This window comes from Streptomyces sp. BB1-1-1 (assembly GCF_031597775.1).
In the GTDB taxonomy this organism is placed as follows: Bacteria; Actinomycetota; Actinomycetes; order Streptomycetales; family Streptomycetaceae; genus Streptomyces; species Streptomyces thinghirensis.
On the sequence record NZ_CP134203.1, the window covers coordinates 3386047 to 3407572 of the forward strand.

18 protein-coding genes are annotated in these 21526 nt (G+C 73.1%); 9 read left to right on the top strand and 9 right to left on the bottom strand.

Annotated elements, in window-relative coordinates; all coding sequences use genetic code 11:
• The first annotated feature begins 11 nt into the window (after nt 1-11).
• The 7 genes from RI578_RS15460 to RI578_RS15490 all read left to right on the top strand — a co-directional run bounded on the left by RI578_RS15460 (nt 12) and on the right by RI578_RS15490 (nt 5860).
• On the top strand, nt 12-482 hold the full coding sequence (locus tag RI578_RS15460) for a hypothetical protein (protein ID WP_310871648.1): 471 nt from the start codon (nt 12-14) through the stop codon (nt 480-482).
• Nucleotides 483-734: 252 nt separating this feature from the next.
• Complete coding sequence (locus RI578_RS15465; protein ID WP_310871649.1) at nt 735-1478, top strand: FHA domain-containing protein; 744 nt, start codon at nt 735-737, stop codon at nt 1476-1478.
• On the top strand, nt 1475-2863 hold the full coding sequence (locus tag RI578_RS15470; RefSeq protein ID WP_310871650.1) for a protein kinase domain-containing protein: 1389 nt from the start codon (nt 1475-1477) through the stop codon (nt 2861-2863). Before RI578_RS15465 ends, RI578_RS15470 begins: the two co-directional genes overlap by 4 nt.
• A gap of 171 nt (nt 2864-3034) precedes the next feature.
• Nucleotides 3035-3952 (top strand): hypothetical protein, encoded by a 918-nt coding sequence (locus RI578_RS15475; protein ID WP_310871651.1) that lies wholly within the window; start codon nt 3035-3037, stop codon nt 3950-3952.
• 37 nt (nt 3953-3989) lie between these two features.
• Nucleotides 3990-4445 carry a hypothetical protein gene (locus RI578_RS15480; RefSeq protein ID WP_310871652.1) on the top strand — a complete coding sequence of 152 codons (456 nt, stop codon included), beginning with the start codon at nt 3990-3992 and terminating at the stop codon, nt 4443-4445.
• A 118-nt stretch (nt 4446-4563) separates the two neighbouring features.
• Entirely contained in the window at nt 4564-4938 is a 375-nt protein-coding gene (locus RI578_RS15485; RefSeq protein WP_310871653.1) for a peptidase inhibitor family I36 protein, read from the top strand.
• Between the two features lies 1 nt (nt 4939).
• Entirely contained in the window at nt 4940-5860 is a 921-nt protein-coding gene (locus RI578_RS15490; protein ID WP_310871654.1) for a hypothetical protein, read from the top strand.
• 68 nt (nt 5861-5928) lie between these two features.
• Here RI578_RS15490 and purH read toward each other — a convergent pair whose 3' ends face one another.
• Nucleotides 5929-7500: a bifunctional phosphoribosylaminoimidazolecarboxamide formyltransferase/IMP cyclohydrolase gene (gene purH, locus RI578_RS15495; protein ID WP_310871655.1), complete on the bottom strand. Its 1572-nt coding sequence runs from the start codon at nt 7498-7500 to the stop codon at nt 5929-5931.
• A complete protein-coding gene (purN, locus tag RI578_RS15500) occupies nt 7497-8135 on the bottom strand; it encodes a phosphoribosylglycinamide formyltransferase (RefSeq protein WP_310871656.1) in 639 nt (212 codons plus the stop codon). Before purN ends, purH begins: the two co-directional genes overlap by 4 nt.
• Before the next feature lie 339 nt (nt 8136-8474).
• Here purN and RI578_RS15505 point away from each other — a divergent pair, with 339 nt between their 5' ends.
• Nucleotides 8475-9260, top strand: a complete 786-nt coding sequence (locus RI578_RS15505; RefSeq protein ID WP_310871657.1) for a hypothetical protein — start codon at nt 8475-8477, stop codon at nt 9258-9260.
• A 253-nt stretch (nt 9261-9513) separates the two neighbouring features.
• Here RI578_RS15505 and RI578_RS15510 read toward each other — a convergent pair whose 3' ends face one another.
• Nucleotides 9514-11091: a DUF6350 family protein gene (locus tag RI578_RS15510; RefSeq protein WP_310871658.1), complete on the bottom strand. Its 1578-nt coding sequence runs from the start codon at nt 11089-11091 to the stop codon at nt 9514-9516.
• A 104-nt stretch (nt 11092-11195) separates the two neighbouring features.
• On the opposite strand from RI578_RS15510, the gene RI578_RS15515 reads away from it, so the two are divergent.
• The gene (locus tag RI578_RS15515; protein WP_310871659.1) at nt 11196-12488 is read left to right on the top strand and encodes a helix-turn-helix domain-containing protein; all 1293 of its coding nucleotides are present in this window, start codon (nt 11196-11198) and stop codon (nt 12486-12488) included.
• 86 nt (nt 12489-12574) lie between these two features.
• Here the strand turns inward: RI578_RS15515 and sucD are convergent, their stop codons facing one another.
• The 6 genes from sucD to RI578_RS15545 all read right to left on the bottom strand — a co-directional run bounded on the left by sucD (nt 12575) and on the right by RI578_RS15545 (nt 21487).
• Complete coding sequence (gene sucD / locus RI578_RS15520; protein ID WP_003974163.1) at nt 12575-13459, bottom strand: succinate--CoA ligase subunit alpha; 885 nt, start codon at nt 13457-13459, stop codon at nt 12575-12577.
• Between the two features lie 27 nt (nt 13460-13486).
• Nucleotides 13487-14668 (bottom strand): ADP-forming succinate--CoA ligase subunit beta, encoded by a 1182-nt coding sequence (sucC, locus tag RI578_RS15525; RefSeq protein WP_121748768.1) that lies wholly within the window; start codon nt 14666-14668, stop codon nt 13487-13489.
• 506 nt (nt 14669-15174) lie between these two features.
• The gene (locus RI578_RS15530) at nt 15175-16215 is read right to left on the bottom strand and encodes a hypothetical protein (RefSeq protein WP_310871660.1); all 1041 of its coding nucleotides are present in this window, start codon (nt 16213-16215) and stop codon (nt 15175-15177) included.
• Nucleotides 16216-16377: 162 nt separating this feature from the next.
• Entirely contained in the window at nt 16378-17358 is a 981-nt protein-coding gene (locus RI578_RS15535; RefSeq protein ID WP_310871661.1) for a hypothetical protein, read from the bottom strand.
• A 170-nt stretch (nt 17359-17528) separates the two neighbouring features.
• Nucleotides 17529-18701 (bottom strand): VWA domain-containing protein, encoded by a 1173-nt coding sequence (locus RI578_RS15540; protein ID WP_310871662.1) that lies wholly within the window; start codon nt 18699-18701, stop codon nt 17529-17531.
• On the bottom strand, nt 18698-21487 hold the full coding sequence (locus tag RI578_RS15545; RefSeq protein WP_399060269.1) for a DUF5682 family protein: 2790 nt from the start codon (nt 21485-21487) through the stop codon (nt 18698-18700). Before RI578_RS15545 ends, RI578_RS15540 begins: the two co-directional genes overlap by 4 nt.
• Nucleotides 21488-21526 lie beyond the last annotated feature (39 nt).

The window sequence follows — 21526 nt, forward strand, 5'->3', positions numbered from 1 at the left end:
GGGGAACAACAGTGAACATCATCAAGCCCGCCGCGCTGCTCGTCGCGGCATCGGCCCTGGTCGCCGGCTCCACGGTCGCGGCCACGGCCGCCGCCGACCCGGCCGGCACCCGGGTGACCGCGCTCCAGCAGGCCGCCGACGAGGTGCTGGCCGACAAGCCGACGCCGCTGCGTGTGTCCGCCGACGCGGTCCAGTACGAGGGGCTGACCGTCACCGAGGCGCCCAGGACCAAGGGCGCCCAGGACCTGGCCTGCGACTACGGCCACCTGTGCATGGTCGTCAAGGGCACCAAGTTCGACTTCTACAAGTGCCAGACGTGGAACGTCACCAACTGGACCGGTGACGGCCCGTTCACCAACAACCAGACGCGCGGCACGGTCGCCAAGTTCTTCAACAAGGACGGCAGCGTCCGCTGGACCTCGACGGCCTACCAGGCGGGCACGGCCACCTGGGACCCGATCTGGTCGCTGCGCCCCTGCTGATCCGCTGATCCGCTGATCCGCGCGCGGGAGCGTGCCGGACCGAAAGGCCCCCGGGTCCCCTCCACGGAGGGGGCCCGGGGGCCGCTTCCGCGTCTTCCGCCTCTTCCGCGTCTTCTGCGTCCGGAGCCCGCCGATCCACCGACCCACCGACGCGTCCGAATGCTTAGGTTGCCCTCACTCGCCTCCCGTACGCTGCCAGTTGTTGGACTGGGGAATGTTGACCCCGAGCAATCGGGGGAGGGGGACGACTCCATGTACAGCGTCATCGTCGTGCCGCCGTCGTGCGGCAGTGTGGCCGACCAACTGAGGATCAGCGCGGGCGAGAGCATCGAGTTCGGCAGGACCGAGCCGAGCGGCGGGGGACTCGCCATCGCACACGCGGGAGTGCCCCGGGTCGCCGGGGAGATCGCGGCGCACCGGACGTTCTGGCTGCTGAGCAACCTCAGCGAGGACCAGACCTATGTGGTGGAGAACCCGGAGGGCGCCGGCGAGCACATCAAGGTCGCTCCGGGCCGCGTGGAGGCGCCCGTACCGTTCGAGCTGGCGCGTGTGACCCTGCCCGCCGCGGGTGACCTGCTCACCTTCGACGTCTGGGCGCCGCGGCACGCCTTCCGCAGCGTCGAGCGCCGGGGTCTCGAGGGGGCCGGCACCGTCCCGGCGTTCGCCCTGGACCGCACCAAACGGTACTTCGCGGTCCTGGCCGCCCTGTGCGAGCGGCGCCTGCGCGGGGAGCCCCGCGCCCCGCTGCCCGCTGTCGAGGAGATAGTGGAACGGCTGCGCCCGAGCTGGCCCAAGGTCAGCCGCTCCGCCGTCTACTGGAACATCGACTACCTCGCCGTCAAGCTGCGGCTGAGACCCGGCCCGGACACGGCCGAGCCGGGCAGACGCACGCACGGCAAGAAGGAGTCCCTGGCGTCGCTCGCCCTCCGCTTCGACCTGGTCCGCGAGGACGACCTGGTCGTACTCGCCCCGGCTCCGAGCGGAGCGGCACGGTGACCGGGCGGCCGTACGCGGTCCCGGTGCCGAAGGGATACCGGATCGGGCCGTGGGAGGTGCGCGAGCCGCTCGCGTCCGGCGCGTTCGCCACGGTCTACGACGCGACCCGCGCCGCCGACGATGGCGAGCTGCCGCGCCGGGCGGCGCTCAAGTTCCTGGCCACCGGCACCCGTACCCCGCGCCAGCTGCACCACCTGCGCGACCTCGCCGAACGAGAGGTGCAGTTACTGCGGCGGCTCCGCTCCCCCCGGCTGATCCGGATGTACGACACCCTGGCGGTCGACGACCCGGACCATCCCGAGCTGGACGGCGCCACCGTCCTGGTGCTGGAGCGGGCCGAGGGCTCCCTGGACGCCGTACTGGCCCGGACGCCGTCCCCGGAGGCCGGACCCGCCCTGCTGGCCCAGATCTGCGAGGGCCTGCACCAGCTGCACCACGCGGGCTGGGTGCACGGGGACCTGAAACCGGCCAATGTTCTGCTGATGGCGGACGGTTCGGCCCGGCTCGCCGACTTCAACCTGGCCGCGGAGATGGAAGGCACCCACGCCTACGCCCCCGCCTTCGCCACCCCGGACTACACCCCGCCCGAACTCCTGTGGCCCGAGGTCGACGAGCGCGGAACGCGGATCCGCCCCTCCGCCGACGTCTGGGCCTTCGGCGTCCTCGCCCACGTGGTCCTGACCGGCGAGTTCCCGCTGCCCGGCGGCACCTCGGAGGCCCGCTCCGACGCGGCGACGCGCTACGCCCGCGGCCGCGAGGAACTGCGCCTGTCCCCCGGCCTCCCGGACGCCTGGCGCGAGATCATCTCCGACTGCCTCGCCCGTACGCACGAGGAGCGCACCGGCCGCACCGCCGGCACGGCCTCGCTCCTGCGCCGAGTGGAGCGGGTCGCGGGAACGTCCCCCGCCGCCCGCCTGCCGAGGCTGCGGCCGTACCGTCTGCGGCGCACCGCCCGGGTGAGCACCCTGGTCGCGGTGGCGCTGGCGGCGGTCACGGCTTCGACGATGTACGCGGCCCGGGAGGACGACGAGCCGACGTACGGGTACCACCGCTGCCCGGTCGCCTCCGTCTGCTTCTTCAGCGAACCCAACGGCGCCGGCGAGATGTGCAGTTGGGACAGGGACGACGGGGACTGGCTGTCGGGGGCGGACACCTGCCTGTGGACCCGGGACCGGCCGGTGCGGTCCATCTTCAACAACAGCAGTGACGACTCGACAGGACTCGGCGCCGTGGCGTACTTCCGGGGCCGCGACTTCACCCCGGTCGGCGAGGACGTCACCCGGAAGAACTCCCGGAACCGCACGGGCTGCACCTCCCAGCGCAACCAGGGGAACCTGGCGGGTACGTACGCCCCGCTGTCCCACAAATGGATCGCACGCTGCTGACCCGCGGAGGTCGTACTCGCCGTAGCCGCGGTCCGCCGCCGCGGCAACCTGAACTGTTGCAGGTCCTCCCTCGAACCTTCCAGGTACCTCCGGCGGGCTGCGGCCGCCATCGTGTGAAGCGCCGGCCCGAGACGGACGGCGCCGCACGGGACCAGGGGGAGGCAGCACGGGATGAGGCGTGTCTACAGCGTCGTCTGCGCGGTCACCGCCGTTGCCGCGGCCTTCGTGACCGGGTGCACGCGGGACACCGACACGAGAGCGGCCACGACGGCGGCACAACGGGCCGAGCCCCGGGAGCTGACCTACACCGAGGAACTGCGGCTGTCGGACGCCCAACAGCGGTTGATCGCGCGCTGCATGACGGAACAGGGTTTCACCTACCACGCGTACCGGCCGCTGACCGTCGAGGAACACCACCCGGTGGGGTACGTGCAGGACGATGTCGCCTGGGCCCGTGAGCACGGATACGGCAGCCGCATCCGGGCGAAGGCCGACAGGGCGCGCCTGGGCAACCCGAACATCGTCTACCGCGAATCACTCTCCGAGGAACGCCGCGCGAGCTACGACACCGCCCTCAGCGGCGGCTCCGCGGCGCGGGAACTCTCGGCGGAGGTGCCGGAGGGCGGGACGTACCGCAAGCGGGTGGGCGGCTGCGTCGCCGAGTCGGAGAAGCGTCTGTACGGCGACCTGGCGACCTGGTTCGCCGCCGACAAGACCGCCTCCGGTCTCCAGGCCCACGCCGTGGAGGCCGTGCTGAAGGACTCGCGGTTCACCGCGGCGGTGGAGCGGTGGTCCCAGTGCATGCGACGTGCCGGGCACGGCCATCCGGACCCCGGCGAGGCCCGGGAGGCGGTACGGCGGCAGTCCCAACGGCTGTCGGAGGCCGAAGCGTTCGGGGCCGAGCGGGAGGTCGCCGCAGCGGATGCCACCTGCGCCCGCGAGACCTCACTGCGCACGGTCGCCGAGGAACGCGAAGCCCATCACATGGACCGGCTGCGCGGCGACTACGGCGACGCGCTGGACACCGTACGGCGGATCCAGCGGGACGCGCTCGCCCGGGCCGAGAAGATCGCCGGCCGTCAACCCTGACGGCCGGTGCGTGCGAGAACCAACAAGGAGGACGCACATGCGTAGGACGGCAGCGGCATTCGCCGCTCTGGGACTGGCGGTGCTCGGCGTCTCCGCCACCGCGACCACGGCCCACGCGGGACCGAACTGCGACGCCAAGTGGCCCGGCCGGGACGGAATGGTCCGGGCCTGGCAGCTGAACGACTGCTCCGGCATCTACCTCGGCGGCACTCAGTCCCACGACTCGGACTGGGGCAACAGCAGCGGCCCCTTCCAGGGCTCCGACGAGAACCGGGCCTCGTCGGTCATGAACAGCGGCTACGTCGGCAGCTACGACATCGTGGCGTTCTACCGGCTGACCAACTACGGCGGCGGTCAGGCCTGTCTGAAGCCCGGCGAGCTGTACGCGGATGATCTCAGCGACAACACGTTCAACAACAAAGACCGCGACCCCGTGGACAACCGGATCTCGTCCCACCGGTGGGTGGACAGCTGCGGCCACATCCTGACCTGAGCCTCGGCTCGGCGACCGCCGCAGAGGCCGACCCTGCAAGGTTCGAGGTTCCGCGGACCGGCCTCCACGACCAGAGTGATGCCTGCGCAACCAGTCAGAAACAAGGGGAGGACATCGCATGATCAGGAAGAAGATCGCGGCCGTGCTCGGTGCGGCGGCACTCGCGGGGCTGGGCATCGCCGCCACCGCCACACCCGCGAGCGCGGCCTGGACCGACTGCAGCTCCGGAGCCCTGTGCGCCTACCTCGGGGACAACGGCTCGGGCGACCCGGGTGAGGTGTTCGGGGACAACACGAACCTGCTCCAGTACAACAAGTTCAACAACGCGGAGTCGGTCTACAACAACGGCAACTCGTGCAACGTGCGCATCTACAACGGTACGAACTACTCGGGCAGCTCTTTCGTCCTGCTGCGCGGGTACGTCATCGGCAACCTCGACGCGTACCGCAGCGGCATCTTCGCCGACGACCTCGCGTCCAACAACTGGTGCTGACATGCGCCGGTTGCTGTGGCTGACCGCCGCAGCCCTCCTCGCCGCCGGGTGCTCCGCGTCCCCCGGCGGCGAGGCCGAGGCGGAGAAGCGGCCCGATCCCCGCCCGCTGGGCGGCGCGCTCCACTTCACTGCGGCCGAATCCGCCGCACTGCACCGCGCCGAGGAGCAGGAAGTGCGGAAGTGCATGGCGAGCCGCGGCTTCGGCTACGACGCGATACCCGTCGGTGATGTCCAGCGGAGGGCCGCCCAAAGCCCTTACGGCCTCCTGACGCGGGGTCGCGCGGCCCAGGACGGCTACGGCCTGACCGTGGAGCGGCTGAAGAAGCCCCCGGCCGACCCGAACGCCCAACGGGTGTCGGCGCTGGCCGAGCATGACCGCCGCGCGTGGGAGGGTGCGCTCAAGGGTGCGGCGAACGGGCCACGCGAGGAGATCGAACTGCCTGACGGACCGACCGTGTCGGTGGCCACCGATTCCTGCGTCTCCGTGGCGCGCCGGGCACTGTACGGCGTTTCGTGGGACCGGACCCAGTACTCGTTGCAGAGCCTTCACAACTCGGTCGTGACGGACACGCACGACCACCCCCTTGTGCGGTCGGCGGAACGGAAGTGGGCCGCCTGCATGCGGGACGAGGGCTTCCGGTACGAGAGCCGCGAGGACCCGCTCAAGGCGTTGAAGAAGCGGCTCGACTCCGCCGGCTCCGACCCGGCTGCCCTGCGAGCCACGGGCCGGGAGGAGCTGAGGATCGCCGTGCGGGACGCCGCGTGCCAGGTGGAGGCCGGTCTCGCCGAAAAGATCTCCCGGGCCCAGAAGCAGGTGGAGAAGGCGCTGCCGCCCGCACGCACCTCCCTGCTGGAGGAGTTCCGTGCGGCACGGGACGGCGCGTTGCGGCGGGCGGGAGCGGGGACGGCTTCGACCGCGTGACGGGGGAAGCATGACGGAGGGCGTCCCGGTGCCGGTGCCGGCACACTGGGACGCCCTCGCGTGCCGCGTCAGTGGAAGAAGTGCCGCGTCCCCGTGAAGTACATCGTCACGCCGGCCTTCTTCGCCGCCTCGACGACCAGCTCGTCGCGGACCGAACCGCCGGGCTGGACCACGGCCTTCACGCCGGCCGCGGTGAGGATCTCCAGGCCGTCCGGGAAGGGGAAGAAGGCGTCGGAGGCGGCGTACGCGCCCTGCGCGCGCTCGGCGCCGGCCCGCTCCACCGCCAGCTTCGCGGAGTCGACGCGGTTGACCTGGCCCATGCCCACGCCGACGGAGGCGCCGTCCTTGGCGAGGAGGATCGCGTTGGACTTGACGGCCCGGCACGCCTTCCAGGCGAAGGCGAGGTCGGCCAGGTCGGACGGGGAGAGGGCCTCGCCGGTGGCCAGGGTCCAGGTGGCGGGGTCGTCGCCGTCGGCCTGGAGGCGGTCGGTGACCTGGAGGAGGGCGCCGCCGTCGATGGGCTTGACCTCGACGGGGGCCGCCGGGGCCTCGGGGGCGCGCAGCACGCGGATGTTCTTCTTCTTGGCGAGGGCCTCGAGGGCGCCGTCCTCGTAGTCGGGCGCGACGATGACCTCGGTGAAGATCTCGGCGACCTGCTCGGCCATCTCCTTGGAGACCGGGCGGTTGACCGCGATCACGCCGCCGAACGCGGACAGCGGGTCGCAGGCGTGCGCCTTGCGGTGCGCCTCGGCGACGTCCGCGCCGACCGCGATGCCGCACGGGTTGGCGTGCTTGATGATCGCGACGCAGGGCTCGGCGTGGTCGTACGCGGCACGGCGGGCGGCGTCCGTGTCCGTGTAGTTGTTGTACGACATCTCCTTGCCGTGCAGTTGCTCGGCCTCGGCGAGGCCGCCACCCTCGGGGGAGGTGTAGAGGGCGGCGGGCTGGTGCGGGTTCTCGCCGTAGCGCAGGGTGTGCGCGCGGTCGTACGTGGCGCCCAGGAAGTCGGGGAACCGCGAGTCGTCGACCGGGGCGTACTCCGAGGCGAACCAGGAGGCGACGGCCACGTCGTACGCGGCGGTGTGCTGGAAGGCCTCGGCGGCCAGGCGCTTGCGGGCGGCGAGGTCGAAGCCGCCGTCCTTCACCGCGGAGAGCACGTCGGCGTAGCGGGCGGGGCTGGTGACGACCGCGACCGAGGGGTGGTTCTTGGCGGCGGCGCGGACCATCGAGGGGCCGCCGATGTCGATCTGCTCGACGCACTCGTCGGGGGTGGCGCCCGAGGCGACGGTCTCGCGGAACGGGTAGAGGTTGACCACGACCAGGTCGAACGGCTCCACGCCCAGCTCGCCGAGCTGCTGCCGGTGGCTGTCCAGGCGCAGGTCGGCGAGGATGCCGGCGTGCACCTTGGGGTGCAGGGTCTTGACGCGGCCGTCCAGGCACTCGGGGAAGCCGGTCAGCTCCTCGACCTTGGTGACGGGCACGCCGGCCGCGGAGATCCGCCCGGCGGTGGAACCGGTGGAGACGAGCTCGACGCCGGCCTCGTGCAGCCCGCGGGCCAGCTCCTCCAGCCCGGTCTTGTCGTAGACGCTGACGAGCGCGCGACGGATGGCCCGCTTGTTGCTCTCGGCGGTGGCGGTCACTGGATAACTACCTTTCGTCCCTCAATGCGATAGCCGTTGCGGGCGAGCCGCCCCACGACATCGACGAGCAGCCTTCGCTCGACTTCCTTGATGCGCTCGTGCAGAGCGCTCTCGTCGTCCTCGTCCCGGATCTCCACCACGCCCTGCGCGATGATCGGCCCGGTGTCGACGCCGTCGTCGACGAAGTGGACGGTGCAGCCGGTGACCCTGGCGCCGTACGCGAGCGCGTCCCGCACGCCGTGGGCCCCCGGGAAACTGGGGAGGAGGGCGGGGTGGGTGTTGACGAACCGCCCCCCGAAGCGGGCCAGGAACTCCTTGCCCACGATCTTCATGAACCCGGCCGAGACGACGAGGTCCGGCTCGTGGTCGGCGACGGCCTCGGCGAGCGCCGTGTCCCACGCGTCGCGGGTCCCGTAGTCCTTGACCTTCCGTACGAACGTCGGCAGTCCGGCGCGCTCGGCGCGGGCCAGCCCCTCGATGCCCTCGCGGTCGGCGCCGACGGCGACGATCTCGGCTCCGTAGGCCTCGACGCCGGTGGCGGCGATCTCGTCGAGGAGGGCCTGAAGATTGGTGCCGGATCCGGAGACCAGCACGACGAGGCGCTTGGCTCGCTGGGCCACGGGCTTGGCGGCCACGGTGGGGGCCTTTCTCGGGGGAGCTGGTCTGTGCGGTCGGTTTCGTACGGCCGACGGTTGAGCACGTTCATCGGTTTGTGCGGTCATACGAATGCTTCGCGCCCCGGGATACGGGGAAGTCTACGAAGCGGCCGACCGTCAGCAACGATACCGGCACACCGGACGGCCCCCTCGGGACGGGGGCGGGGCCGGGAGGTAGCGTCTGCGTGGAGCCGGCCCGGGAACGCCACCTTCGCGTTACGCGTTCACCAGTCGTGCCGACCGGTACGCCCGTTCCACCAGATCGCCCGTTTCACCAGATCGCCCGTTCACTGTCGCCAAGGGGAAGACGCTCACTTGATGCCGGACCGCAGCCTGCGACTGCTCACGCTCTCCCAGCAGTCGGCGCAGCCAGGGGAGCGCAGCACCGTGTTGCTGCGGGAGCGCCCCTCTTCACCGCCCGACACTCCCTCGGACCGGGCGGACGGCGGCGAGCAGGACGGCGCCACCGAGAAGGACAATCCGTTCGCACCGCCGCCGGAGGGCACGCCGGACCGCCCCTGGCAGCCGCGGCACCCGTCGGGCGACGGCGGCGATTCCCGGGGTGACGGCGGACGTTCTCCGTGGGGCCGCCAGTGGAGCGACCGGCAGCCCGGCCGCTCCCCCGGCGGCTTCGGTGATCGGCCCGGCGGTTCCGGTTCCGGCCCCGAGGGGTCGGGCGGTGGCACGGGTCCGCGCTGGGACCCGACGGACCCCGCCCAGCGGCGCGCCCGCTATGCCCTGCTGTGTGGCATGTGGGCCCTCTTCTTCGCGCTCTTCACCTGGCCGTACGTGGCTCTGCTGCTCGGCGCCCTGTCCCTGTACTGGGGCATCAGCGCACTGCGCGCCAAGCCCCGCGCCGCCTCGGACCCGGACACCCCGGCCCCGCCCGCCGACCAGACCGGCCGCCCGCAGCGGACCGCCGCGATCAGCGGCCTGGTCACGTCCTCCCTGGCCATCGTCCTGGTCGCCGCGTCCTTCGGCGCACAGCTGGTCTACAGCGACTACTACACCTGCCGGAACGACGCCCTGACCAACGTGGCGAAGCAGAACTGCGAGACCCACCTCCCGGAACAGCTCCGGGACCTGCTGGGCACGGAGGGCTGACGCCGGGCGCGGCGATTTCGGCCCCGCCGGCGCTGGAGGCCTTTCAGCCCGTCCGACGCTGGAGGCCTTCCAGTCCGTCCGGCGCTGGAGGCCTTTCAGCCCGTCCGGCGCTGGGGGCCTTTCAGCCCGTCCGGCGTTTGAGGACGAGGCCGTCCAGGCCGAAGCGGGGGTCTGGGGGCGCAGCCCCCAGGGTCGGGAAGGGCAGGGGCGGCGGGGGCGAAAAGCCACGGCGGCGACGCCGCGCCGGCACCACTCAAGGCACCCGCGACGGCCCCTCCCCAGGGGAGTCGACCGGCAGCAGATCGTACGGCGCATCGCCACCGCCACCGACTCCACCACCGCCACCGTCCCCCCGCCCCCACCACCGCCCCACCGAGGGCAACGAAACCCACCCCCACAGACCCCCACCACCGGCATCGGCTACCTCCCCACCCTCCGCCACCTCCGCCGAAGCGGCAGCGCCCCGCCCCCGCCACGCCCTCACCAGCACCGCCACCGGCAGCGCCACCACCCCGACCCACGCCAGCGTCGCGCCCCCGGCCTGCCACCACACCGGCCCGAACCGGGCGAGGGCACCGTCCCCGAGCGGCCCACCCGCCAGCGCGGCCAGCAGGGCGACGAGGACCGCGCAGAGCACGGCGGCCAGTACGGCGGCGGCGACGGTCCGCCGCCACGACCACACCCCGGCGGCCTCATGAGCGCCCGGGTCCGCGCCCGTCGCCGCCCGCGCCGTGAACCACCCCACCACCGCCCCCGCCACCAGCGGCACCGCCCCGGCCGTCCAGTGCAGCGGCGTGCCCGGACCCGCTTCCGGCACCGCCGCCAGCAGCGGGAACGGCGGCAGCAGTGGTGCCGGGGTGGAAGCGAAGGGGTCCACGACATGGCCGGTACCGAGCGCGAATCCGGGACCGAGGGCGTACGCCGCCGCCCACACCGCCGCGTTCGGCACCAGTGTCAGACAGAGCAGCAGCACGGCGAACCGCCCCGACCACCCCTCGGTCAGCTGCAGGAACGCCTCCCGCGCGGCGGCTCCGTGCCACACCAGCGACACCGCGAGCAGCAGCGCCCCGCCGCCGACGAGCACCGCCGCACCGGCGCCCGCGGCGCGCGTCGCGGCGCCCAGGCGCGCGTCCGGTTCCACGATCAGCTCCCGCAGGTTCCGGGGCAGTACGCGCAGCGCCCGTCCCACCGGCCCGCCCGGACGGCCGAACGCCGTCCACACGCCCGCGCCCGCCGCGCCCATGGTGACCAGCGGCAGGCACATCACCGCCCACCACCAGGAGGGCCGCAGCGCACCGCCCGCCGCGTACAGCACGACGGGCGTGGCGACGGCGAGGTAGCCGAGGACGACCCCCGCCCAGGCGTTGCGCGCGGAGACGGGCGGTGGTCCGGCGTCCGGGAGAATCCCGCCCCCGCCCAGACGCACACCGACCCCCGCCTTCGCGCCCGCGCCCACGGCCACACCCACGCCGTCCCCCGGGTCCGTGGCGTCCCGGGCCGCCCGGTGCAGCAGCCACACCGGGAGCAGCAGGAGCAGCAACGGGGTGACGCCGACGGGCGCGGGGGCGCCGGAGAGCGTGTCGGCGCGGACCAGTTCGGCCCCGTGCGCCAGCACCCACAGGGCGGCGGCGACGTGCAGTGCGCCGCCGGGCCCGCTGTCGGGGTACGGCGAGCTGATCCACAGCAGCGTCACGAGCGCGGCACACGAAGCCAGCCCCAGTCCGGCCGCGACCACACCGCCCAGGAGGCCGGCGGCCAGCCCGGGCGACCGGTCGCGCCAGCGGGTGCGCAGCAGGGACAACGGGGCTCGGCGAGCGGTCGTCTGGATCACGCCGCCATGCTCCCAACGACACGCGCTTTACCGGCGTAACAGGCGAAGCTCCGCTGTGTCGCTCAATATATGTTTATGTACTTTTTCGTACGAAGGGGCGCCCTGTGACGCGGCGCCCTGCAACCCCGCTGCCTCCGCCCAAGGCACGCCGACGCCTGCGTGAGACCGCCGCTCTGACGCAGGCTCAGCTCGCGGCGCGGGTGGGTGTCACCCGCGAGACGGTCCGTGCGTGGGAGAGCGGCCGCACGACCCCGCGCGGCCGGAAACGGGAGGCGTACGCGAAACTGCTGAACACCCTGGCCGAGGAGGCGACGGCGCGGCGGTCGAAGCCGGAGCCCACCGCGTCACCGGAACCGGCCCCGGAACCGGCCCCGGTACCCGTCGTCGTGGCCGTCGGCACCGGATCGGCGGACGCCTCCGATGAGGCCGCCGACAGCCTCGTACTCCCGGCGAAGCCACTGGACGAGCGGCGGTCGGATCCGAACCCGGGCCCGGGCCTGAAACCGGGTCCCGATCCGGCTGCTGAACAGGAGTCAGGACCGGAACCACGGCCCGAGCCGACGCCCGAGCCGACGCCGGATCCGACGCCCGATCCGGCCGCCTTGACGCCCGCTCAGGCATTCGACGCGCTGTACGAGTTCGGCGCCCCCGCCCTCGTACGGCAGACCTTCCTGCTGACCGGCCGCCGTGAGCTGGCGCGCGAGTCGGTGGAGCGGGCCTTCCAGGTCGCCTGGGAGCACTGGCCCGAGGTGGCCCGCGACCGCGACCCGGTGGGCTGGGTGCGGGCGGCGGCGTACGAGTACGCGCTCTCGCCCTGGCAGCGGTTCCGCCTGCGCCACCGGCATCCGGAGCCGCCGCCCGCCGACCCCGGCGACCGCACCCTGCTGAACACCCTGCTCAGGCTCCCCCCGCCGCACCGCCGCACGCTCCTGCTGTACGACGGTGTGGGTCTGGGCCTGCCCGAGACGGCCGCGGAGACGGAGGCGAGCACCCCGGCGACGGCGAACCGGCTGCTGCACGCCCGCGAGGCCATCGCCCACCGGCTGCCCGAGCTGGCCGATCCGGAGGTGCTGCACCGGCGGCTGGCAGAGCTGGCGTCGACCGAGCGGCTGCGGGCGGCCAGGCCGCCGACGGTGCGGATGGGCAGCGAGCGCCGGGCGCGGTTCCTGACCCGGGCGGCGATCGCCTTCACCGTCGCCCTCATCGGCACCACGGCCCTGACCCTGCGCACCGCGCCCACGCACTACGAGCCGCCCGTGTCCCCGGGGGAGACGGTGCGTGGGGTGCCGCCCAAGGTGGCGCCGGGGGCGCTGTCGGACGAGGAGCTGGAGCTGCGGCAGAAGCTGCGGGACCAGTTGCAGGACGGACCGGAGCGGCTGACGCCCCGGCTGGAGTGACGTGCCGTACGCCGAGTGGCCCGCCCCCGTGATCAGGGGCGGGCCACTCGGCGTACGGAATCGGCCGGGAAGCCGGTGGGGCCTCGTCAGCCGGCCAGGATGGCCCGGGCGAGCTTCGCCGTCTCGGTCGGCGTCTTGCCGACCTTGACGCCGGCGGCCTCCAGGGCCTCCTTCTTCGCCTGGGCGGTGCCGGACGAACCGGAGACGATGGCGCCGGCGTGGCCCATGGTCTTGCCCTCGGGCGCGGTGAAGCCCGCGACGTAGCCGACGACCGGCTTGGTCACGTTCTTCGAGATGTACTCCGCCGCACGCTCCTCGGCGTCGCCACCGATCTCGCCGATCATGACGATCAGGTCGGTCTCGGGGTCGGCCTCGAACGCGGCGAGCGCGTCGATGTGCGTGGTGCCGATGATCGGGTCGCCACCGATGCCGACGGCGGTCGAGAAGCCGATGTCACGCAGCTCGTACATCATCTGGTACGTCAGCGTGCCGGACTTCGAGACCAGACCGATGCGGCCCGGCTTGGTGATGTCGCCCGGGATGATGCCGACGTTGGACTGGCCCGGCGTGATGATGCCGGGGCAGTTCGGGCCGATGATCCGGGTCTTGTTGCCCTTCTTGCCGGCGTACGACCAGAAGGCGGCCGAGTCGTGCACGGCGATGCCCTCGGTGATGACGACGGCCAGCGGGATCTCGGCGTCGATGGCCTCGACGACGGCGTCCTTGGTGAACTTCTCCGGCACGAAGATGACGGAGACGTTGGCGCCGGTCTTCTCGATGGCCTCCTTGACGGTGCCGAAGACCGGTACCTCGTTGCCGTCGAAGTCCACGGAGGTGCCCGCCTTGCGCGGGTTCACGCCGCCCACGACCTCGGTGCCGTCACCCAGCATGAGCTTGGTGTGCTTCATGCCGGTGGCACCGGTCATGCCCTGGACGATGACCTTGCTGTCCTTGTTGAGCCAGATAGCCATGGTGTGTTCTGTCCTCGTCCTGAGTGCTTACTTGGCGGCGTGGGCCAGCTCGGCGGCCTTGTCGGCCGCGCCGTCCATGGTGTCGACGCGCTGGACCAGCGGGTGGTTGGCGTCGGTGAGGATCTTGCGGCCCAGCTCGGCGTTGTTGCCGTCGAGACGGACGACGAGCGGCTTCTCGACCTTCTCGCCGCGGTCCTCCAGGAGCTTCAGCGCCTGGACGATGCCGTTGGCGACCTCGTCGCAGGCGGTGATGCCGCCGAAGACGTTGACGAACACGGAACGGACGTCCGGGTCACCGAGGATGATCTCCAGGCCGTTCGCCATGACCTGGGCGGAGGCGCCGCCGCCGATGTCCAGGAAGTTGGCGGGCTTGACGTTGCCGTGCTTCTCACCGGCGTAGGCGACGACGTCCAGGGTGCTCATGACGAGACCCGCGCCGTTGCCGATGATGCCGACCTCGCCGTCGAGCTTGACGTAGTTGAGGTTCTTCTCCTTGGCAGCCGCCTCGAGCGGGTTGGCGGCGGCCTTGTCGTGGAGCTCCTCGAAGTCCGGGTGGCGGAACTCGGCGTTGTCGTCCAGCGACACCTTGCCGTCGAGGGCGATGACGTCGCCGGAGACGACCTTGGCCAGCGGGTTGACCTCGACCAGGAGGGCGTCCTCCTTGATGAAGGTGTCCCACAGCTTGACCAGGATGTCGGCGACCTTGTCGGCGACCTCGGCCGGGAACTTCGCGGCCTCCACGATCTCGCGCGCCTTCTCGGGCGTCACGCCGTCGATCGCGTCGATCGGGGTCTTGGCGACGGCCTCCGGACGGGTGGCCGCCACCTCCTCGATCTCCACGCCGCCCTCGACGGAGGCGATGGAGAGGAAGGTGCGGTTGGCACGGTCGAGGAGGAAGGAGACGTAGTACTCCTCGACGATCTCCGGGGCGGTCTCGGCGATCATCACCTTGTGGACCGTGTGGCCCTTGATGTCCATCCCGAGGATGTCCGTCGCCCGGGCGACGGCCTCGTCCGCGGAGGCGGCCAGCTTCACGCCACCGGCCTTGCCGCGACCACCGACCTTCACCTGCGCCTTGACGACGGACTTGCCGCCCAGACGCTCGGTGATCTCGCGCGCCGCCTCAGGCGTGTCGATGACTTCACCGGCCAGCACCGGTACATCGTGCTTGGCGAAGAGGTCCCTCGCCTGGTACTCGAACAGGTCCACGCGCTTCCGTCCCTATCAGTGATCTCGCGGTTCGTTGGATGCGTGGGCGTGCCGCGAAGGGCAACGTGACGTCCGCTGTGAGTCACAAGGGGGGCGCACACGGTGTCCGAGCGCGCGGCATGTCCGTCTCGCAGGTTATCGCCGCTTGCGGAGGGTCTCTAAATCGTGGGTCACACCTGAGCGGTGATGCCTGTCACATGATGCCGTGCTCACTGGCACGGGGTGCCGGATGTGAGGACTCGACAGGGCGCGGGACAGAGGCTCCGCGAACCGGCGGAGGGGCCTCACCGGGCTGGGGTGAACCCGGTGAGGCCCGTGGAACGCCCCGGGGGTCCGCAGCACTGCGGTCCGGGGTGCGGGGCGGCCGGTCCCCACCCCAATGGGGACCGGGCCGCCCCGATCCGCGGGGCTACGGCCGGACGGAGGCCGACGGCTTTCGGCCGGACCGTCCGGGGCCGTGCGCTCCGCGAAGCCCGTGGTTCACCTGATGTCCAAGTGGGCGGATGTCAGACGCCGTACGGGTTGCCGAGCGCGCCGTAGGCGCTGTCCCGGAGGTCCGCCGCGTAGGCGGGGGTCACCGACCGGGTGACGTCCTCCACACCGGTGACGGCGTTGTCGGCCAGCGGGGTGTGCCGGACGGTTCCGGTCAGGTCCTGCGCGAAGGGCGCGGCCTGCCCGGTGACGCCGTGCGCGAAAGGGGCCACCTCGCCGGTGACGCCGTACGTCAGCGTCGTGGCGCTGCCGCCGACGCCCTCGACGACCGGCCGGACCGTCTCGGCGACGGCGTCGACGACCGGCCGCACGGCACCGGTGACGCCCTCGGCGAACGGCCCCACCTGCCCGGTCACGCCCTGCGCCAGCGGCGGTACGGCTCCGACGACGCCGCCCGCGAAGGGCCGCACGTCGCCCACGACACCGTCCGCAAGTCCGCCTGCGTCCCGGACGGCCTGCCCGGCGACGGGCACCGCACCGTCCACGGCGGTGTTCGCGACCGGCGGCAGTACGGCGTCCGCGGTGTCGCCGGTGGCCTGGCCGACCAGCCCGGTGGCGTACGGCCGCGCGTCCTCGACGACGCCCTCGACGATCGGCACGGCACCGGTCACGGCCTGGTCTGCGACCGGCGGCGCGACGGCGTCGACCGTCTCTTGGGCGGCGGTCTGGGCCTGGGTCCCGTCCAGCTCCGGCGCGAAGGCGGAGAGGGGGCCGAAGAGGTAGTCGACGTCGTCGGTGACGGGGGTGAGGTGGTCGCGGTCGGGGGTGACGTCCGAGGGGACGTCCGACGTGATGTCGGAGGTGACATCGGTGGCGGCGGCGCCGGTGGTGGTGGCGTCGGCCTTGGCGGTGGTGTCCGTCACGGCGTCGGTCAGGTTGTCGGTCGCGGCTTCCGGGGCGTTCTCGGCGGCGTCGGCGGCCGTGTCCGCCACGGCGTCCGGTACGGACACGGAGACGGCCGGCAACTCGTCGGCACTCGCCACGGAGGAGCCCAGCGCCCAGGCACCGGTGACGCCGGCGGCGATGACTATGGAACGGCGGATGTTCTTGTTCATGGGTACGTCAGGGTCCTTCGAAGAGCTTGGGGGACATTTCCGAATGCCGGGCCGGGTGATGCGGCGCCGGCGGCACCCGCCCGGAAGAGTGAGAAGCGTCCGGGCGGTGGGCAGACCTCTCCGCCCCCGCGCGGCGGGTCTGCGGCGGGGGAAGGCCCTGCTCTAGGCGGGAGAGACGGGAATGTCCCGGTACCGGTCCCGGGTCTCGGCGGCGTCGGCACGCGCGAAGGCGCCGGGCACGAGTCGGAACGGGATCCGGTGATGCGGGGTGACCGCGTGCGCGTCACCGTGGCGCGGCGTGCCGTGGTCGGCACCGGCTCCGGCGCCCAGCGTGCCGTCGGGATCGCCGGTGGGCGCCCGGTGGACGGGGGCGTACTCGGTGGGCGCGGGCACGGCGCGGTGGGTGTCGACGTGCGCCCCGGCGGACGACCCGGCGCCGACGGGCTGCGGGCCGTACGCGACGTGTGCGGCGACTCCGGCACCGTCGGAGGCGTCCGGCAAGGTGATCGAGGGTCCGGGCCGCGGGTCCATGCCGACCGGCATCAACCGACCGGGAACCTCGGCCATGCTGGACGGGTCCGGCAGCAACGGCAGCGAGGGCGCCGACGGCAGCGAAGGCCGAGAGGGCGAGGACAGCGAGGGCGGGGAAGGAAGCGGCGGCAGCGCCGCCAACGGCGGCACCTCCGTCTGCGCGACCGCCCCGAGCCCGTCGGTCACCGTCTCCACCGCGTCACCGACCGGCCGCACGACCCGGGCCTCCACGGACCGGACGACGCCCTCGGCCACCGGACGAAGCTCCGAAGGCACGGCGCCGGAGCGCTGGGCGGCCCCGAAGTCCTGGTCGGTTTTTGTGCTCTGGTCGGTCTTTGTGCTCTGGCCGGCCTGGGAATCCTGGCCGGTCCGGGAATGCTGCGGGACGGTTGATTCCCGTGCTTCCCGCGCGCGCTCCGTGGGCACGGCGACGACCTGTCCGATCGCGTCCCGCACGGACGGCGCCCCCTCGGCCGCCTGCGCCCGCTCTCCGCAGAGGATCCCGAGCACGAACAACCCGCCCACCAGCAGCGCCACGTGCAGCGCACGCCGCCCGGCCACCGTGCGCATCACGCGCAGAGCGGCATCGGGCAGGACTGCTGACCAGATCAAGAGGGGGAGATTCCTCCCGTGCGGCGGAACGGATCGTGCGTCGAACATCGCATCGACACGACGCGCGATCCTCGCACGGGACTCCGGAGGTTGCGCAAGCCCGCTCCTACCGATGGGCAGTCATATCCGGTTTATCGGCAGGAATCGGGCCGCCCCGCATCGACAAATCGTCACCCGGTATCCGGTATCGGCAGGGGACGCTTCTCGATCGCCGCCGCCATCACCTCCGGGAAGAGATCGGGCGTGCAGGCGAAGGCCGGCGCGTCCAGTGCGGCGAGCGCACCCGCGTGCTCCCGGTCGTACGCGGGCGCTCCCTCGTCGGACAGCGCCAGCAGCGTCACGAACTGCACCCCCGCCGCCTTCATCGCCGCGACCCGCTTGAGCATCTCGTCCCGTATGCCTCCCTCGTACAGGTCGCTGATCAGCACGACCACCGTCTCCGTGGGCCGGGTGATCTGCGACTGGCAGTACGCCAGCGCGCGGTTGATGTCCGTACCACCGCCGAGTTGCGTGCCGAAGAGCACGTCGACCGGGTCGTCGAGCTGGTCGGTGAGGTCGACGACCGCCGTGTCGAAGACGACGAGCCGGGTGTCGATCGACCGCATGGACGCCAGCACCGCGCCGAACACGGACGCGTACACGACGGACGCCGCCATCGACCCCGACTGGTCGACGCAGAGGACGACCTCCTTCCTCACGGACCGGGACGCCCGCCCGTAGCCGATGAGCCGCTCCGGCACGATCGTCCGGTACTCGGGCAGGTAGTGCTTGAGGTTGGCCGCGATCGTGCGGTTCCAGTCGATGTCGTGGTGGCGCGGCCGGCTGATGCGGGCGCTGCGGTCGAGGGCGCCGGTGAGGGTGGCTCGGGTGCGGGTGGCGAGCCGCTTCTCCAGGTCCTCGACGACCTTGCGCACGACCGCCCGCGCCGTTTCCCTCGTCGTCTCCGGCATGGCCTTGTTGAGGGAGAGCAGGGTGCCCACGAGGTGCACGTCGGCCTCCACGGCCTCGAGCATCTCCGGCTCCAGCAGAAGCGCGGCGAGACCGAGCCGGTCGATCGCGTCCCGCTGCATGACCTGCACGACGGAGGAGGGGAAGTAGGTCCGGATGTCCCCCAGCCAGCGCGCCACGGCCGGCGCGGAGGCCCCGAGCCCCGCCGAACGGTCCCGCCCCGCCCGTGGTTTGTCCCCCTTCCCGTAGAGCGCGGTGAGCGCCCCGTCCATCGCGGCGTCCTGTCCGGCGAGGGTGTGGCCGGTGCCGTCGGCCGGGTCACCGCCCAGCACGAGCCGCCACCGGCGCAGCCGTTCCTGTGCCGTGTCGGCGTCCTCCGGCTCGGTCGTCGTCATGCGTCCACCCCCACGAGGTCGTTGCCGCCGGCACCCGACCGCCGGCCACCGGCGCCGGTCCCGGCAGCGCCGTTTCCCGCGCCTGCCGCGCTCGCCGTGCCCACCGCGCCTGCCACGCTCGCCGTGCCTGCCACGCCCACCACGCCCACCGTGCCCACCGAGACCGCCGAGCCCACCGCGGTCGCCGCACTCGCCGAGCCCATCGCACTCACCGCGCCCGCCGTGGCCGATGCGCCCGCCGTGGCCGCCGCGCCTGCCGTGGCCGCCGCGCCCACCGTGGCCGCCGTGGCCGCCGAGCCCACCACGCCCGCCATGACCGCCGAGCCCACCACGCCCGCCGTGACCGCCGTGACCGCCGTGACCGCCGTGGCCGATGCGCCTGCCGCGCCCACCGCACTCACCGCACCCGACGCGTCCAGGCCCAGCAGCAGCCGGACCACCGGCAGCACGGCGTCGGCGCGTCCGGTGTCCAGGTCGGGCGCGAAGCCGGGTATGCCGGAACCGGCCGTCGTCACACTCCCCCGCCCCTCCGGTCCGCGCCGGACCAGCTCGCCGAGGCTGCGGCGCACTCCCGGCTCGTAGGCCGAGAAGGTGCGCCGCAGCAGCGGCAGCACGTCCGTGAACGCCTCCGCCGGTACGCCGGTCAGCCAGGCGTCGACCAGCGCCAGCAGCCGCTCGTCGTGGAGGAGCAGCATGCCGCCGCCCGAGCCGCCTCCCACGAAACCCTCGATCCAGGCCGCCGCGTCCGCCGGTGGCGTCCCGGGGGACAGCACCAGGCCCATGAGCCGCGCCGCCTCGTCCGGCGCCAGTTCGCCGTCGTCCAGCAGGAGCCGTACGGCACGGCCCCGGACGACGCCGGGCACGGTGTCGCGCGCGGAGAGGGTGCGCAGCACGGCCTGCCAACGGGACCGGAGATCGCCGTGGCCCGGGGCGGGGGCGTCGCCGAGAAGGCCCACCGCGCCGTGCACGGCGTCCACGTGCTGGCGCATCTCCTCGGCCGCGTCGGCGTCCAGCGCGGCACAGGCCGGGGGCAGGCCGACGAAGACCCGCTCGGCGAGGCCCGCGGCGACCTCCGCCAGTGCGCCGGTGTCGGTGCCGCGCACATCGCCGTACCGCAGGGAGCGGACCAGGGCCGGCAGGGCCTGGGCGAGGTGACCGACGTCCGTGTCGAGCGCCGCGCGGTCGGCGAGTATCCGCATCACCTGGGGGAGCGCGTCCGGCAGTTCGGCCAGCAGGCAGCGTTCGGCGAGCGCGGTGACCTCGGCGAGGCCCCGCGCGGTGACGGCGTCCGCCTCGGCTCTGGCGGTCGCGGCGGCGAGCACGGTCGTGCCCCACACCCCGGCCTCGGCGACCCGCACCGACAACTCCGGCTCCCACCGCAGCCGCCACGTCTCCCGGAACGTACCCGTGCTGCCCCGCGAGGCCGCCGGCTCGCCCCAGCCGACGCCGAGCAGCCGCAGCCGGTGCAGCAGTCTGCTGCGCCCCGCGTCGGTCTCCTTGCGCAGGTCGAGCTCCAGCTCCCGCTCCGGCGCCTCCGGTTTGAGCCGCAGCCGCCGCTGGGTCCGGGCGAGGTCCCGCTGCAACGGCACCGCGGGCGCCCCGGCGGGCACCTCCCCCAGCACGTCCCCCACGACCAACCGGTCGTGCACCAGCGCCAGCGGCACGTCCGAGCCCTCGCACATCACCGCGCGCACGGCGTCCGTCGTCTCGCTCAGCCCGGGCAGCGGACGGCCGCGCACCACCGCGAGGGTCTCGGCCAGCCGCACCGCCTCGATGACGTGTGCCGAGGAGACGATCCGGTCCTCCTCGCGCAGCAGCCCGGCCACCTTGGTCAGCCACCGTTCGACGGGCCGGTCCGCCGCGCCGAACAGGTGTCCGTACCAGCCCGGCGACTCGATACCCGCACCGTACCCACTGGCCCGGGACAGCCGGCGGTGTGTCCAGGGCACCCAGGTCATGTCCACCTTGGTCCTGGGCAGCCCCTTCAGCAGCGCCCGGTCGGCGGCGACGGTGACCTTGCGGCGGAGCGCGGGCACGTGCCAGGCCCCGCAGACCACGGCGACGCCCTGGGCGAACTCGCGCCGCGCCGCCCGTACCTGCAGCCGCATGTACGCCTCCCGCACGAGGTCCCGGTCGTGCCCGCCGCCCTCCTCCGTCTCCCGCAGCGCCCCCATGGCCTCCTCCAGCGCCGTGAACGGGGCGAGCGAGTCCCCGTCTCCCGTGCCCCGGTGCTCGACGACGTCCTCCCACCAGCGTTCGGGGTCGTCGTGGCCGGCGGCCTCGGCCAGGGCCGCGAGCGGATCTGCCCGGACGCCGGGGAAGTCGGCCCCGGGTTCGTCCTTCTCCCTCCCCTCGTCCTCTTTCTCCTCGTCCCCGGCGCCCTCCGCTGCCTGCCACGCCAGCGTGTGCGTGGCCGGGAGGTCGATGAAGCGGGCCGGGACACCGTGTTCCAGGGCCCAGCGGACGGCCACCCACTCCGGGGAGAACTCGGCCAGCGGCCAGAAGGCCGAGCGGCCGGGCTCATCCACGGCGTGGGCGAGGAGTGCGACCGGCGGCCGCATGTCCTGGTCGGCGGCCAGCGGGATCAGGGCGTCGGCCTCCGGCGGCCCCTCGATCAGCACGATCCCCGGCCGGGCCGCCTCCAGCGCGGCGCGGACCGCGCGTGCCGACCCCGGGCCGTGGTGGCGTACGCCCAGCAGCAGCGGCCCATCACCGGTCCCACCGGCCCCACCGCACCCATCCGGCGTGCCGGACCCACCGCTCCCGGCCCTGTCAGTGCCCGTCACACCGTCCTCCTCGCCTACGGGTCCAGCTCGAGTCCCCGT